Below are 15537 nucleotides of genomic sequence, written 5' to 3'. Positions count from 1 at the left end.
CCGAAAGGGCCTGTAGCTCAATGGTTAGAGCCGGCGGCTCATAACCGCTTGGTTGGGAGTTCGAGTCTCTCCGGGCCCACCATTTTCCTTATATTTTGAACGAGTTGGTGCTATTCCGTATAGCAAGTCGACACATCATCGATCATTGCGCATTCCTTGGTTTTTGCTCATCCAACAAAAAATCCGACCAGCCATTCAGACTGATCGGATTGTTCATTACGGATTTTCAGCTATGGGGTCAGTCGCAGACCCGCATGCTTTCGGTGTGCCAGCCGCCGTCATAGGAATTTGGAACGCGGCGGTCTTCGAACCAGCAGCGTGGGCGGGGCGGCGGTGGTGGCTCGTAGTAGCGGGAACCGCTGTTACCGCCGTTGGCGATTGCGCCGCCGATCAGGCCGCCGATAACGCCTGCAGCCAGTCCGCCGGCAATCGCAGCACCATCATTGTGGCGGCGGTGTTCGCGATAGGGCGGTGGAGGCGGGCCGCCACGGTCGTAGCGCGGACGATAGGGATAGTCCTGCGCGGCAGCGGTGCCGTAGGACGCGAAGACGCTGCCGGTGGCAACCAGCGCGGCAAGGGTTGTAAGAATGATCTTTTTCATCGAGGGCTACTCCATAAGCCTGCTTCGGGAGATAGAGGCTCATTATGCCCGCATGATGGCACGGGCCGGCTGAACGGTCCGTGAATATCTCATTTTTGCGATGTTCACATTTTCCACGTTTTTAGAGTCTCAGGGCGAAGCTGGTGCGGCGTTCCGACAAAGAAAAAGCCCGGCACTTGGCCGGGCTCTTTTGCTGACGTTTGTCGACGCTATCAGAACTTCACACCAAGGCCGACCTTGACGGTGCTCTGGTCGAAATCGGTGTTGACGCCGAAGATGTCCTTGTCGCCATAGTCATTGTAGCGATATTCAATCCTGCCGAACACATTGTCGGTGAAGGCATAGTCCAGGCCAGCGCCGACGGTGTAACCGTTGAACGTAGTGCTATCCTTGCCGGCGCCAGGCGTTTCGATGAAACCGCGCGTCGCTGTCCAGCCGGCGGTACCATAGATCAAGGCACGGTCGAAAGCGTAACCGACACGGCCACGAACAGAACCCTGCCAGTCGGTGCCGATGTTCACGCCAGCATAGTCATTGTCGTTCCAGTTATAATCGACATCGCCTTCGATACCGAGGACGAAATTATTGTCGAACTGGTAATTGTAACCGGCAAAAGCGCCCAGAATGCCGCCATCGAAACTATCCGACGCGACGGGGCCGCCAGCCGAAAAATCGCCGTTCGCCCAGCCAGCGCCGCCTTGAATACCAAGATACGGACCAGACCAGGTAAATACCGGCAGGGTTTCCTGCGCGACCGGAGGCGCCGGGGTTTCGTATACGGCATCCGCAGCCATCGCGGTGCTGGCGGACAGGGCCAAGAGTGACGTTACGATCAGCGTTTTCATCGTTTTTCTCCCTGAGCTGATTGACTTCTATAACATATATTAGGTGCATTTAATATGGGTTGGAGATCGGCGGTTCCAAGGGGCAGATTGTTCCCTCGAGTTGCCGGCCTTCCTTGCCCAAATCGCGACGTTTTTTACCGCCCCGTCATGCTGTTCTGATGCGGCGAACGCCTTCAACGGCGTTTGGTTCCTTTCGCCGCCTTGTCAAAGCAACGGAAGCGGGGTCACGCTTGGTTGTCTTGACAGCGAGGGGCACGACCATAGAGTTGTGCCTGTCTGCGGCAATGCCGGTGCTTCGACACCTGGATAGGGCTGATGTTGCGGGCAGGAATGGGCAAGGGAGGACAGGATCGCATGCGGGTTAGTTTTCATGGGGGAGGGGCGACGTGATTGTCGGAGCCGTTCTCAGTGCCATTCTTCTTCTCACCCTCATCGCGTTTCCGCGGCACCTCAAACCGGTCGTCATCTGCCTGCTGGTGATCTGGGGAACCACCGCCGCCTTTGTCATTTACGACTGGCAGCGCGGCAGCCAGCGGCTCGACCATGTCATTGCGACGGCTAGCTTCGATGCGGCGTGCACGGATGCGGCATTGCCGATCCGCGTCAGCTTCCGCAACGACAATAATGTTGCCGTGCAGCGCCTGACCTATACGCTTGAAGGGTTCGAGCCTGCCTTCCGCGCCTCCGTCGCCTTTGATCCCTATCAGGTGAGTGAAAGGCGGATCGAGGCCGGGGAGACCTTTGCCGCGTGCCGCTCTTTCCGACTGCGCAACAATGAAACGGTAGATCCGCAACGGCTGGAATGGCGCGTCACCATCGTTTCTGCGGAATTCGATTGAACGGCTGTCGCTGCTTCCGACCCTCACGGTTTCTTGAACATTTTCGTGCTGTCGCCTAAACCCCTTGTTTCGCAAGGGGTTCGTAAAGGTGCCCGCGTCGTTGCCGGCCACGCCGAGGCCGCTTTCGCCGTTGCGGGACTTGTTTTCGCCGATTTGCAATGCCACCTGCCCACCCGTCCGATGAATGTTGCGGGTTTAGGTTTTGCGTATAGTTCTGAAGTTTCTGAAAATTGCCGCCATTGGCCTGGTGGCTCTGCCGGTTTTGGCCGGCGCGCATATGGGCATCGGCCAGCTGACCGGAAATTTTCACGAGGTCATTCCCGGCGAACTTTATCGTTCGGCCCAGCCGAGCGGCAAGGACATCACGGCCTATGCCAAGGCCTACGGCATCAAGACGATCATCAATCTGCGCGATGAAAAGCGTGAAGGCTGGTATGACGCCGAAAGCCAGGCAGCGAAAAACAACGGCGTCCGGCTGGTCGATTATCCGCTGAGTTCAAGCGAGAAGGTCTCGGTGGAGGAAGCGGAAACGCTCGTCGCCGTGCTGCGCAACGCTGAAAAACCGATCCTCATCCATTGCGAACACGGCGCCAACCGAACCGGGCTCGCCTCCGCGATCTATGTGAGCGCCGTTGCCGGCAAAAGCGAGGCTGCCGCCGAGTTCCAGCTTTCACCCTATTACGGACATGTGCCGATCCCGGGTATCGGCCGTTATGAAATGTACCAGTCCTGGGATGATTTCGAGGAAACTATCGGATTTTGAGGCGCCTCGATATGCCGACACCCCGGATTTGATCCGGGGTCCAGCATGATCACGTCCGGTATGACGGAGCGTGTCAGATGCTTCATTCTTGCAGCGGCCTCAATAGGAGCCGCCGCCTTCCTTGATCACTTTCGTCAAACTTCCCGTTGCCGGAAATAGCGGGATCAGGCAGGCCTGAAGCGCGTGGTAGATGTCGCCCTTGCCGGGGAAAAGCGTGTTGGCTGGAATCAGATTTTCCGTCAGCTCCTCGTGCCAGCCGCCATTGTCGTGGTCGATGAAATTGTTGGCGATCGTGCTCCAGATGCGGCGGTAGCTGTCTTCGTAGAATTCGTCCGCCGGCAGATTTTCGTTGAGGAAGTGGGCTGCACCCGCCGCCTCGCACATGGGCCACCAGAGCTTTGCCGTCTTGTCGGGATTGTCGTGCCAGTCGAGCGTATAAAAGAAGCCGCCTTTTTCGCGGTCCCAGCCAAGCGCCATGGATTGCACGAAGAGCGATTTTGCCGCCACCGGCATCCAGTCGTGGCGGCGTTCACCCAGCACCCACAATTGCAGGATGAGGCGCGCCCATTCCAGCCAGTGGCCGGGAGTGGAGCCGGAGGGGCGGAACATTTCGTTGCCACGATACTCCTTGTCGAGCGTCCAGTTCTCGTCAAAATGCTCCGGCACGCGGAAATCCAGCTCACCGGCGCGGCGGCGGATGACGAGATCGGCGATGCGTTCGGCCTTTGTCAGGTAATTGCTGTCGCCGGTCGCCTCATAGGCGGCCATCAGCGCTTCGGTCAGATGCATGTTGGAATTCTGGCCGCGATAATTGTCGATGGGTGACCAGTCGCGGTTGAATTCCTCGGCGATAGCGCCGTGTTTTTCTTCCCAGAAACGCGTTTCCAGAACCTCGGTGATGTCGGCCAGCATCTTGTCAGCAAGCGGGTGGCCGACAGTTTTGGCGGAGGAGGCGGCCAGAAGCACGAAGGCGTGGCCATAACCCTGTTTGGTGGCGTCCACCGGGCCGCCATCGTTGACCTGCCAGAAATAACCGCCGTGCTCGCTGTCACGATGATTGTTCCAGAGGTAGGTCATACCGTGGTCGACGATATCGCCGCAGCCCGGTCGTCCGAGCAGGTGGCCGATGGAGAAGCAATGCACCATGCGTGCCGAGGCATGGATGCCGCGCACGGGATCGTTTTTCTGCAGCGGTGCGCCCTTGGCGTCGAGATCGAAGAAGCCGCCGGCCGGATTGACGGCGCGGTATTGGAAGAAGTCGAAAAGCCCATCGGCCTGTTTGACCAGCCACTGGCGATGCCATGGCAAGGTGTTCCAGTTCCGGTTGTTGTGGTCGTCCTCGGGCATTTCGTCCTCCATACGGTTTGCTGCTTCGGCTTATATCCTTGCTGCATAAACCTGTCATCTGTCAGTGAAATTTCGTAGTCTGCCGCAACGACGCAAAGCCATACCTATACCTTGAAGATATATTGACATAAACATATCTTTATGTGACTTGACGGCTTGCGATCTTGCAAATCGAAATGAGGAGTGCGCCCGTGTTTGACGATCTGTTCGGCCCTGAAGGGGCAAAGCGCGACGGCGCGGAAATTTTGCGCGCGCTGCGCCAGGCCGCCAGCGAACGTATCCTCATTCTCGATGGCGCAATGGGCACGCAGATTCAAGGACTGGGGTTTGATGAAGATCATTTTCGCGGTGATCGTTTCATCGGCTGCGCCTGTCACCAGCAGGGCAATAACGACCTTCTGATCCTGACCCAGCCGGATGCCATCGAAGAAATCCATTATCGCTATGCGATGGCGGGCGCGGATATTCTCGAAACCAACACGTTTTCGTCGACGCGCATCGCGCAGGCGGACTACGAGATGGAAAACGCCGTCTACGATCTCAACCGCGAAGGCGCGCAGATCGTCCGCCGGGCTGCCCAGCGGGCTGAGCGCGAAGATGGCCGCCGCCGATTCGTTGCGGGCGCTATCGGTCCGACCAACCGCACCGCATCGATTTCGCCTGATGTCAACAATCCTGGTTACCGTGCCGTCAGTTTCGACGATCTGCGCATCGCCTATGGCGAGCAGATCGACGGTCTGATCGATGGCGGCGCGGATATCATCTTGATCGAGACGATCTTCGATACGCTGAACGCCAAGGCCGCAATCTTCGCCTGCGAGGAGCGCTTCGAGGCCAAGGGCATCCGTCTGCCGGTGATGATATCAGGCACGATCACGGACCTTTCCGGCCGCACGCTGTCCGGCCAGACGCCGTCTGCTTTCTGGAACTCGGTGCGACACGCCAATCCCTTCACCATCGGCCTCAACTGCGCTCTTGGTGCAGATGCCATGCGTCCGCATCTGCAGGAGCTTTCGGATGTGGCCGACACCTTCGTCTGCGCCTATCCCAATGCCGGCCTGCCGAACGAATTCGGGCAATATGACGAAACACCCGAGATGATGGCGCGCCAGGTGCAGGGTTTTGCCCGCGACGGTCTTGTCAACATCGTCGGCGGTTGCTGCGGCTCGACGCCCGAGCATATCCGGGCGATTGCCGAAGCCGTCAAGGATTACAAGCCGCGCCCCATTCCCGAGCACAAGCCCTTCATGTCGCTTTCGGGTCTCGAACCCTTCGTGCTGACCAAGGACATTCCCTTCGTCAACGTGGGCGAACGTACCAACGTCACCGGCTCGGCCCGCTTCCGCAAGCTGATCACCGCCGGCGATTACACGGCGGCGCTGGCTGTTGCCCGCGATCAGGTGGAAAACGGTGCGCAGATCATCGACATCAACATGGATGAGGGCCTGATCGACTCGCAAAAGGCGATGGTGGAGTTCCTGAACCTCATTGCCGCCGAGCCTGATATTGCCCGCGTGCCTGTGATGATCGACTCATCCAAGTTCGAAATCATCGAAGCCGGTCTGAAATGCGTGCAGGGCAAATCGATCGTCAATTCGATTTCGCTGAAGGAAGGCGAGGAGAAGTTTCTCCAGCAGGCGCGGCTCGTCCACAATTACGGTGCTGCGGTCGTGGTCATGGCATTTGACGAGGTCGGGCAGGCGGATACCTATCAGCGCAAGGTGGAGATCTGCACGCGCGCCTACAAGCTTTTGACCGAAAAGGCGGGCCTGTCGCCGGAAGACATCATCTTCGATCCAAACGTGTTTGCGGTAGCCACGGGTATCGAGGAGCACAATAATTACGGCGTGGACTTCATTGAAGCCACAAAGACCATCCGCGAAACCATGCCGCTCACGCATATTTCCGGTGGCGTTTCCAACCTGTCCTTCTCCTTCCGCGGCAATGAGCCGGTGCGTGAGGCGATGCATGCCGTGTTCCTCTACCACGCCATCCAGGTCGGCATGGATATGGGCATCGTCAATGCCGGGCAGCTTGCGGTTTACGACAACATCGATGCGGAATTGCGCGAGGCCTGCGAAGATGTGGTGCTGAACCGCCGCGACGACGCGACGGAGCGGCTGCTTGACGTGGCGGAGCGTTTCCGCGGCACGGGTGAAAAACAGGCGAAGGTGCAGGATCTTTCCTGGCGCGAGCTTTCCGTCGAAAAGCGGCTGCAACACGCCCTGGTCAACGGCATTACCGAATTCATCGAAGCCGATACGGAAGAGGCACGCCAGCAGGCCGCCCGCCCGCTGCACGTTATCGAAGGGCCGCTGATGGCGGGCATGAACGTGGTCGGTGACCTGTTTGGCTCTGGCAAGATGTTTCTGCCGCAGGTGGTTAAATCCGCCCGTGTGATGAAGCAGGCCGTCGCCGTGCTGCTTCCTTACATGGAAGAGGAAAAGCGCCTGAATGGCGGCGAGCAGAACAAGGCCGCCGGCAAGGTGCTTATGGCGACCGTGAAGGGTGATGTGCACGATATCGGCAAGAACATCGTCGGCGTCGTTCTTGCCTGCAACAATTACGAGATCATCGATCTCGGCGTGATGGTGCCGACGACGAAAATCCTTGAAACGGCGATTGCCGAAAAGGTCGATGTGATCGGTCTTTCCGGTCTCATCACGCCGTCGCTTGATGAAATGGTGCATGTGGCGGCGGAAATGGAGCGGCAGGGTTTCAACATCCCGCTGCTGATCGGCGGCGCAACAACGAGCCGCGTGCATACGGCGGTGAAAATCCATCCGCGTTACGAACAGGGCCAGGCGATCTATGTCACCGATGCCTCGCGTGCGGTGGGCGTCGTCTCCGCACTTCTCTCCGCCGAGCAGAAGCCAGCCTATATCGACGGCATCCGGGCTGAATATGCCAAGGTGGCGGAGGCGCATGCCCGCAATGAGCGCGAAAAGCAGCGTCTACCGCTTTCCCGCGCCCGCGAGAATGCGCACAAGATCGACTGGTCGACCTATAGTGTCGTGAAGCCGCAATTCTTCGGCACCAAGGTGTTCGAGACCTATGACCTTGAGGAACTGTCCCGTTACATCGACTGGACGCCGTTCTTCCAGACCTGGGAGCTGAAGGGTCGTTATCCCGCTATCCTTGAAGACGAGAAGCAGGGTGAGGCTGCGCGGCAGCTTTATGCCGATGCGCAGGCGATGCTGAAGAAGATCATCGAGGAAAAATGGTTCCGGCCGCGGGCTGTTATCGGCTTCTGGCCCGCCAATGCGGTGGGCGACGACATCAGGCTGTTCACGGATGAAAACCGTTCCGAAGAACTGGCGACCTTCTTCACGCTGCGCCAGCAGCTTTCCAAGCGTGACGGACGCCCCAATGTGGCGCTTTCCGATTTTGTCGCGCCTGTCGATAGCGGCGTTGCCGATTATGTCGGCGGCTTCGTCGTCACGGCGGGTATCGAGGAGGTGGCGATTGCTGAACGCTTCGAGCGGGCCAATGACGATTATTCGTCGATTCTCGTCAAGGCGCTGGCCGACCGTTTTGCGGAAGCCTTTGCCGAACGTATGCATGAGCGGGTGCGCAAGGAATTCTGGGGTTATGCGCCCGAAGAAGCTCTTGCCGGCGATGAGCTGATCGGCGAGGCCTATGCCGGTATCCGCCCTGCGCCGGGTTATCCGGCCCAGCCTGATCATACCGAAAAGAAAACCCTGTTCTCCCTGCTCGACGCCACCAACGCGGCGGGCGTGGAGCTGACGGAGAGTTATGCCATGTGGCCCGGCTCCTCCGTCTCCGGCCTCTATATCGGCCATCCCGAGAGCTACTATTTCGGTGTTGCCAAGGTGGAACGCGATCAGGTGCTGGACTATGCGCGTCGTAAGGACATGCCGTTGGTAGAGGTAGAGCGCTGGCTCGGACCCGTGCTCAACTACGTACCGGTAAACGGTGCCGAGGAGATCGACAGCGCGGCCTGACGTTTCGGCCACCGTTGTTGCAATAAAAAGCGCGGGTCCTGCCCGCGCTTTTTTTGTGTCGTCGTTGGGCTTACGACCTTAAGGCCGCCAGTTCCTCTATGCCGACATGGCTTTCGATTTCGCTGCCGCGCAGATAGAGGTAAACGCCGATGCAGAAGGCGAGGGCGGCGATGAACACCAGATACCACGCATGCGCCATTGGATTGACGGCTAGCGCCATCGTTACGCCAATCGGTGTCAGCCCGCCGAAGATGGCATAGGAGACGTTGTAGGCGAAGGAGAGGCCCGAGAAGCGGACCGATGCCGGGAATGCGCGCACCATGACATAGGGCACCGCACCCGCCATGCCGACCGACAGGCCCATGACGCCGTAAAGCACGAACATGGTTTCTAGCGATGTGCCGGCATAGCTGTAGAAAGTGAAGGTGGCGATGCCGAAGAAGATGCTGGCGGCCATGAAGAAAATGCCGGAGCCGACACGATCGATCAATGCGCCGGCGATGATGACGCCGAAGATGAGGAACAGCGTGCCGAAGCTGGTGCCTGCCAGCGCCTGCGTCGGTGTGTAGCCATAGAGCTTCTGCAGGAAGGTTGCCGTCATCAGCGTGGTAACGACGATGGCTGCGGACAGAACCCAGGTCAGCAGCGCGGAAATGATCACGCCGCGCATATGGTGCTTCAGCACAAGGCCAAGCGGAATCTTGTCCGTCAGCGACTTCGACTTTTTCATCTCCATGAAGATCGGTGTCTCTTCCAACCAGCGGCGCAGATAGACGGCAATCAGGCCGAATATGCCGCCGAGCAGGAAGGGAATGCGCCATGCATAGGCCGCCACATCTTCTGCCGAGAAGAGGGAATTGATGGCAAAGGCAATCAGCGAACCGAGCATGATGCCGAAAGAGAGGCCGGACGTCAGAAAACCGCAGGCGAGCCCGACGCGGCGAAAGGGCACGTGCTCCGCAACGAAGGTCCAGGCACCCGGCACTTCGCCGCCGATGGCCGCACCCTGCAGCATGCGCAGGACGATGAGCAGGATGGGGGCCGCAACGCCGATGGTGGCATAGGTCGGCATCAGCGCCATGCCGAGCGTCGAAAGCGCCATGAGCAGGATGGAGAAGGCGAAGACGCGTTTGCGGCCATAACGATCGCCATAATGCGCGAGAACGATGCCGCCCAGCGGCCGCACCAGATAACCGGCGGCGAAGATGCCGAAGGTCTGGATCATCACCAGCCAATCGGGCATTTCCGGCGGGAAGAACAGATGGCCGATGACGGTGGCGAAAAACACGAAAATGATGAAATCGTAGAACTCCAGCGCGCCGCCGAGGGCCGAAAGGCCGAGAGTTCTGTAGTCCTGCCTGTTCAGGGGCCGGGCAGCTGCCGGTGTGGTGGTGGGAGACATAAGCCTGCTTCTTTTTCTAATTCACATGTTGCTAATGGGCATGAGGCAAGCGATGCGCGATTTCAAGCCTTATCAGCTCCTAATCGCTCATGAATTTTGATGGACGATCAAGAAAGCGCCGCAGGAAACTGATGTTTTCCAGCTCGTCATAAAGACGCTCGGTGATGCCGTTCTCGTCGAAGTAATAAATCGTCGCTTCTGGAATGGCCAAGAGCACCGGCGAATGGGTTGCGATGATCAACTGCCCACCACTATCTGCCGTGTGACGGACGAGGGCTGCAAGCTCCAGCTGCTTTTGCGGTGAAAGAGGACTTTCCGGTTCATCGAGAAAATAAAGGCCGGCGCCGTGCAGGCGCTGCTGCATGATATCGAGAAATCCCTCGCCATGCGAACGCCGGTCTATGACGTTGCTTCTAACGATATGCCTGAAAGTGTCCGGTGTTTCCTCGGGAAAATCTTCGCCTCTTTTCAGGGCTTTTTCCCGCTCCCAGCGAAAGTCATCCAGGGTTTCTTCATTCTGCTTGCGGATGTAGCCAAGCACGTCTTCGGCGCGCATGAACATGCGGATTTTCGGGTATTTCTTGCGGGCGAAATAGAATGCCTTCGCCACGGTTTCCGCATGCTGAAGATAGAGGTCGCCGGCAACCTGTCCATGATTGCCGATGGCGTAGGCTGTCATTCCGGCCGCCAGCCCTTCCAGCAGCGTGGATTTGCCGGAGCCGTTATTGCCCGCGAAAAAGGTGATCGGCGTCTTGAATTCGAGGCGTTCCAGCTGGCGCAGCGCCGGAACGGTAAAGGGGTATTCGTCCCTTCGGTCCGAATTTTCCTTCATGGTCACGCTGTCGAGAAACAGCATTTTCAATCCTCTTTATCGATGCTTCTTTTTCTGTGTGTCCGTTTCCCGCGGAAGAGGAGTATATTATATTGGTGTATATTATAAGTATCAAAATTGCATCTGTGTATTTTCAAAGTAATTAAATGAATAGTCATCGATTAAATTTTATATTAAGGCGATTGTAGAAATATATCCCGATATTTTTGTATTGCGGGGAAGATATGAATCAGATTGCGCTGATTTACGTCGCCATGATATTTTTGTTCGCGTCTGCTGTGGATGCCGATGCCAAGCGTTTTCGGTTTTTTGCGGCGCCTGGCTTCAGTCGCGGTGAGACGATCGACAGGATCTACGACTTGCCCAATCAAACGACTTTCGTGGTGGAAGGGAAGTTCTTTGACCTCGGCTATCTGAACAGCAGTAGTGGCGACGCTTATGTTCTTTATAATGGCGACCAATACGTGAAGTTGGACGAGGTGGGCCTTAAGGGCATTTCCAGTATGCTTGGATTTGACCCTACCGTCGAGGACCGCAAAAAGCGTGCGGCGGCTTCGGAGGCGGCTGAGCCTATAGGGAGACTGATAGGTGGGTTTGTGCTGCTCGTGGGCCTGTTCGTGCTCCTGCGCAGGGGTATTCCCTGGTACTATCGGTCGGGTAGCAGAAACGCTCGTCTCGAGCGGGAAGATATCGAGGCGGTCGTCGAATTACCGGAACCCCTTCCGCCGACCATACGTCAGCAACGTGCGCCAGTTACCCAGGATTATACGCCCGCTCTCAATGAGGTTGCACCGCCGACCAGAAGACCAGAGGCCGCGCCAAATCGCGCGGGGATGGCAGTCCGGCCGTTCGGACGCAGGAATGCCTGATGCCGTCTAGACAAACGGCATTTTCCGGGACGTTCCGGCTGTGACTGTTATTCGAACCGGTCGATGATGCTGATGCCACTTTCCTGGAAACGGTCCATGGCCGGGAGGGCGGTGATGGCATCGGAAAGGGTGATGTGGCGGCCGATCAGTTTTTCGGGCGCCAGCTTGCCGCTCTCGATCATCGCCAGCATGTCTTCGTAGCGCCATGCCTGCATGCCGTGGCTACCGTAAATCTCCAGCTCGTGGGCAATCACCCGGGCCATGGGGATGGCTGGCATGGCGTGATCGGCCAGCATCAGCCCTACCTGAACGTGGCGCCCGCGCCGGCGCAGGTTGTTGATGGAATTGCAGCAGGTCTGCGGGTGGCCAAGCGCGTCGATAGAGACATGCGCGCCGCCGCCGGTCACTTCGCGCACCGCCTCCGTGACGTCGGCAACCGAGCGACTGTTGATGGTGGCGGTTGCGCCGAGTTGGCGGGCAAGTTCGAGCTTGTCTTCCGCAATGTCGATGGCGACGACCTGAGCGCCGAGGCCTGCGCCAATCATGATGGCGGAGAGGCCGACGCCGCCGCAGCCATGTACCGCCAGCCACTCGCCGCCTTTCAGGCGACCCTGGTCCGTCACAGCCCGGAAGGACGTGGCGAAACGGCAGCCGAGACCGGCGGCAGTGGCGTAGCTCATCGTATCAGGCAGATGAACAAGGTTCTGGTCCGCGTAATCGATGGCGACATATTCGGCGAAAGAACCCCAATGGGTGAAGCCGGGCTGGAACTGCGTCTCGCATACCTGTTGATTGCCGGAGCGGCATTCATGGCAACGGCCGCAGCCGGAAACGAAGGGAACGGTGACACGGTCGCCTGTCTTGAACCTGGTAACGTTCTTTCCGACGGCAGCGATAACGCCGGCGAATTCGTGGCCGGGGACATGCGGCAGTCGAATATCCGTATCGTGGCCCATCCAGCCATGCCAGTCGCTGCGGCAGAGGCCCGTCGCCTTCACTTCGATGACCACGCCGCCATCGGTCGGTTCCGGATCAGGCAGGGATGCCACAATCGGGGTCTCGCCGAACAGTTCGTAAAAAAGCGCGCGCATCCTGGCCTCACATCGTCGGTAAGCAGATTTGAATTATACCTGCTCTATCTGCTTCCGACGCTGGAGAAAAGCCATTTAATCTTTGATCACCATAAGATCACCAGCCGCGAATTTAAGCGTTACTTGTTCGCCAAGGGCGGGCGGTGCGGTGCCGGGATCGTTGAACATGTCGAAAGACAAGGTCGAGCCGCCGAGATCAAGACGGGTTCGGATGACCGAACCCAGGAACTGGCTTGAGGTGACGATACCGGAAATAGCGACGTCTCCCTTCGCGTCAGCGCCGAGAGCTCCTGCTTCCGGGCGCAAGGCCAGGGTGATTTTTTCACCGTTTGCAACATCGACCGGCTTGTGGAGCGTCACGTTCTGCTCTCCGACACGAATTGTGCTGGTAGAGGAATCGACGACGGTTGCGTCGATCAGGTTCAGCGTGCCGACGAAGGAGGCGACAAACCGGGTCGCGGGCTTGTTGTAGATATCGAAGGGCGAACCGATCTGGTCGGCGCGGCCGGAATTCATGACAACGATACGGTCGGAGATCGACAGGGCCTCTTCCTGATCGTGGGTCACGAAAATTGTGGTGATGCCGAGCTTTCTCTGGATCTGGCGGATTTCTTCGCGCAGCGATACGCGGATCTTGGCATCGAGCGCGGAAAGCGGCTCGTCCAGCAGAAGCACTTCCGGCTTCGGGGCCAATGCGCGGGCAAGCGCCACGCGCTGCTGCTGGCCGCCTGACATCTGGTAGGGGTAACGATCCGCCAGATGCTCCAGATGGATGAGCTGAAGCATTTCCTTCACGCGTGCATCGATCTCGGCTTTCGGCTTGCCGGCGACTTTGAGCCCGAAGGCGACATTTTCGTAGACATTCATGTTGGGGAACAGCGCATAGGCCTGAAACACCATGCCGATATTGCGCTGGTTGGGCCTGAGCGTCGTCTGGTCCTTGCCGTTGATGACGATCGATCCGCCGGTCGGGATTTCGAAACCGGCGATCATGCGCAGCACAGTGGTCTTGCCGCAGCCCGACGGGCCTAGAAAGGAGACGAACTCGCCCTTTTCGATGGCCATGTTGAAATCATGGACGACCTGTACGGAGCCGAAGGATTTCTTGATATTGCTAAGTGTCAAAAAGCTCATGAAAATCTTGTCCTCAGGCCTTGGGAGGCGCGCCCTTCTGGTAGCGTGAAACGAGTTGGATCAACCCAAGGCAACCCCAGGTGATGCCGAAGGAGATCACGGCAAGTGCAGCCGGTTCATAGGCGCGGTTGGCGCCAAGCAGCTGCATGTAGGGGCCAAAGGCCGGGCGGTTCAAAAGGGCGGCCATGGTGAATTCACCGATGACGATGGCGAAGGTCAAAAACGCACCTGATAGCACGGCGACCAGAACATTGGGCAGGATGATGCGCGACAGAATGGTCGTCCACCCCGCGCCAAGGCTCTGCGCCGCTTCCGTCAGCGTCGAGACGTCGATGGTCCTAAGACCAGTATCGACGGCGCGGTACATGTAGGGCAAGGCGAGCGTGGCATAACCGAACATCAAAAGCAGGTTGGTGCCGAAGGTCGTGCCAGTCAGCGGAAGCCAGCTGGAGGTGTTGTAAAGCCTGATATAACCGAACACGATGACGATGGCCGGGATGACCAGCGGCAGGAGCGTGATGAATTCGATATAGGGGCGCAAGCCCGGCAGTTTGAGGCGGACCCAATAGGCCGTGGGCACCACCAGCAGCACACCGAAAACGATGGTGAAGAGAGCCATCACCACAGAATAGCTGAAGGTTTCCTGAAAACGCGGGTCGGTGAGCACCTTGCCATAGGCGTCGAAGGAATATTCACCGCGGCGCATTTTCAGCGAGAAGTTGGTCATGCCGATCAGCGGTAGGGCGAAATAGAGCAGGCCGAAGATCAGCGCGCCCCAGGCGAAGAACTTCTTCATTTGAGCCACCTTTCGCTACGGGCGCGCAGCCAGATGTAAAGCGCATTGGCAATGCCGGTGACGACGATCATGCCGAAGGCGAGAGCGTAACCCAGATGCGGATTGCCGAGAACGTCGCCGCGGATCTGCGCGAAAAGCAGAATGGGCACGATGTTGAGCGACGAGCCGGTAAGCGCGATCGCGGTGGCCACCGCACCGAAGGCATTGGCAAACAGCAGCGACATGGTGCCAAGCAGCGATGGCAGCAGGATGGGGAAGGCCACCATGCGCCAATATTGCACGCCGGTCGCGCCAAGGATTTCCGCAGCTTCGCGCCACTCGCGCTTCAATCCGTCAAGCGCCGGCGTGATGATGAGGATCATCAGCGGAATCTGGAAGAACAGATATGTGACGGTCAGGCCCCAGAAGGACAGGATGTTGAAGCCGAGGAGTCTCAGATCAATGCCGATCTGCGTCTTCAAAAACACGGTGAGTAGGCCGACCGGGCCGAGTGTGGCGATGAAGGCGAAGGCGAGCGGCACGCCGGCAAATTGCGATGCGACGCCCGAAAATGTCAGGAGTGGCCCGCGAATGCGCTGCGGCAGACCGCCCAGAACCACGGCGGCGGCGACGGCAAAACCAATCAGGCAGCCAAGAGCCGCCGAGGCGAGGCTGATCTTGATCGAAATCCAGTAGGCCGCGAGGATGGACGAGGTGAAAAGCCCGGCGACGTTTTCCAGCGTCAGGCTGCCATCGGGACGCTGGAACGCACCGACCACGATTTTCATCGTCGGAAAAATCAGAAACAGCAGAACAAAAACAGCAAAAGGTACGACGCCTAACCAATGAAGCGGCAACTTTCTGCCCGCATCGGATGGTCCGCCGGAGTTGGTTGATGGCATGCCTGGTCCCCAAACGCCGTTTTCAAACGGTCTGTCTATAAAGTTCTTTATTATCGCACGTCCGGTAAAAACGGAATCGTCAGACGCACTTTCGATCTTTGTTTTGTGCAATTTCCGGGGGTAAAACCTAGGGAGTTTTACCTGAAATGCTTTCAAAGAAGCACCCCGGCTT

Annotated in this window: 13 protein-coding genes and 1 tRNA gene; 5 read left to right on the top strand and 9 right to left on the bottom strand. The window is 58.2% G+C overall.

Features of this window, described 5'->3' with window-relative positions; translation table 11 throughout:
• Positions 1–6 precede the first annotated feature (6 nt).
• Positions 7–82, top strand: a tRNA-Ile gene (locus G6L97_RS08745).
• 156 nt (positions 83–238) lie between these two features.
• On the opposite strand, the gene G6L97_RS08740 is transcribed toward G6L97_RS08745, so the two are convergent.
• On the bottom strand, positions 239–601 hold the full coding sequence (locus G6L97_RS08740; protein WP_111783575.1) for a hypothetical protein: 363 nt from the start codon (positions 599–601) through the stop codon (positions 239–241).
• A gap of 212 nt (positions 602–813) precedes the next feature.
• The gene (locus tag G6L97_RS08735) at positions 814–1446 is read right to left on the bottom strand and encodes an outer membrane protein (protein ID WP_003513345.1); all 633 of its coding nucleotides are present in this window, start codon (positions 1444–1446) and stop codon (positions 814–816) included.
• 386 nt (positions 1447–1832) lie between these two features.
• Between G6L97_RS08735 and G6L97_RS08730 the strand changes: the two genes are divergently transcribed.
• Complete coding sequence (locus G6L97_RS08730; protein WP_019565250.1) at positions 1833–2285, top strand: hypothetical protein; 453 nt, start codon at positions 1833–1835, stop codon at positions 2283–2285.
• A gap of 202 nt (positions 2286–2487) precedes the next feature.
• Positions 2488–3048 carry a dual specificity protein phosphatase family protein gene (locus tag G6L97_RS08725; RefSeq protein ID WP_003513343.1) on the top strand — a complete coding sequence of 187 codons (561 nt, stop codon included), beginning with the start codon at positions 2488–2490 and terminating at the stop codon, positions 3046–3048.
• Positions 3049–3147: 99 nt separating this feature from the next.
• Here the strand turns inward: G6L97_RS08725 and G6L97_RS08720 are convergent, their stop codons facing one another.
• Entirely contained in the window at positions 3148–4407 is a 1260-nt protein-coding gene (locus G6L97_RS08720; RefSeq protein ID WP_003513342.1) for an AGE family epimerase/isomerase, read from the bottom strand.
• Positions 4408–4586: 179 nt separating this feature from the next.
• Between G6L97_RS08720 and metH the strand changes: the two genes are divergently transcribed.
• Positions 4587–8360, top strand: coding sequence for a methionine synthase (gene metH / locus G6L97_RS08715; RefSeq protein ID WP_019565253.1), 3774 nt, complete (start codon positions 4587–4589; stop codon positions 8358–8360).
• Positions 8361–8430: 70 nt separating this feature from the next.
• On the opposite strand, the gene G6L97_RS08710 is transcribed toward metH, so the two are convergent.
• On the bottom strand, positions 8431–9762 hold the full coding sequence (locus tag G6L97_RS08710) for an MFS transporter (RefSeq protein WP_174002842.1): 1332 nt from the start codon (positions 9760–9762) through the stop codon (positions 8431–8433).
• Positions 9763–9841: 79 nt separating this feature from the next.
• On the bottom strand, positions 9842–10618 hold the full coding sequence (locus G6L97_RS08705; RefSeq protein WP_111783638.1) for an AAA family ATPase: 777 nt from the start codon (positions 10616–10618) through the stop codon (positions 9842–9844).
• 200 nt (positions 10619–10818) lie between these two features.
• Between G6L97_RS08705 and G6L97_RS08700 the strand changes: the two genes are divergently transcribed.
• Positions 10819–11463 carry a hypothetical protein gene (locus G6L97_RS08700; RefSeq protein WP_112154041.1) on the top strand — a complete coding sequence of 215 codons (645 nt, stop codon included), beginning with the start codon at positions 10819–10821 and terminating at the stop codon, positions 11461–11463.
• 47 nt (positions 11464–11510) lie between these two features.
• On the opposite strand, the gene G6L97_RS08695 is transcribed toward G6L97_RS08700, so the two are convergent.
• From G6L97_RS08695 to G6L97_RS08680, 4 genes are all read right to left on the bottom strand, one after another.
• Positions 11511–12554, bottom strand: coding sequence for a zinc-dependent alcohol dehydrogenase family protein (locus G6L97_RS08695; RefSeq protein ID WP_013636543.1), 1044 nt, complete (start codon positions 12552–12554; stop codon positions 11511–11513).
• A 75-nt stretch (positions 12555–12629) separates the two neighbouring features.
• Positions 12630–13688, bottom strand: coding sequence for an ABC transporter ATP-binding protein (locus tag G6L97_RS08690; protein ID WP_003513332.1), 1059 nt, complete (start codon positions 13686–13688; stop codon positions 12630–12632).
• Positions 13689–13701: 13 nt separating this feature from the next.
• Complete coding sequence (locus G6L97_RS08685; protein WP_003513330.1) at positions 13702–14484, bottom strand: ABC transporter permease; 783 nt, start codon at positions 14482–14484, stop codon at positions 13702–13704.
• The gene (locus G6L97_RS08680; RefSeq protein ID WP_038491680.1) at positions 14481–15365 is read right to left on the bottom strand and encodes an ABC transporter permease; all 885 of its coding nucleotides are present in this window, start codon (positions 15363–15365) and stop codon (positions 14481–14483) included. Before G6L97_RS08680 ends, G6L97_RS08685 begins: the two co-directional genes overlap by 4 nt.
• Positions 15366–15537: the final 172 nt, after the last annotated feature.

Origin of the sequence: Agrobacterium tumefaciens, assembly GCF_013318015.2 — a bacterium.
Taxonomy (GTDB): Bacteria; Pseudomonadota; Alphaproteobacteria; order Rhizobiales; family Rhizobiaceae; genus Agrobacterium; species Agrobacterium tumefaciens.
This window is presented reverse-complemented; position numbering and strand designations above follow the sequence as displayed.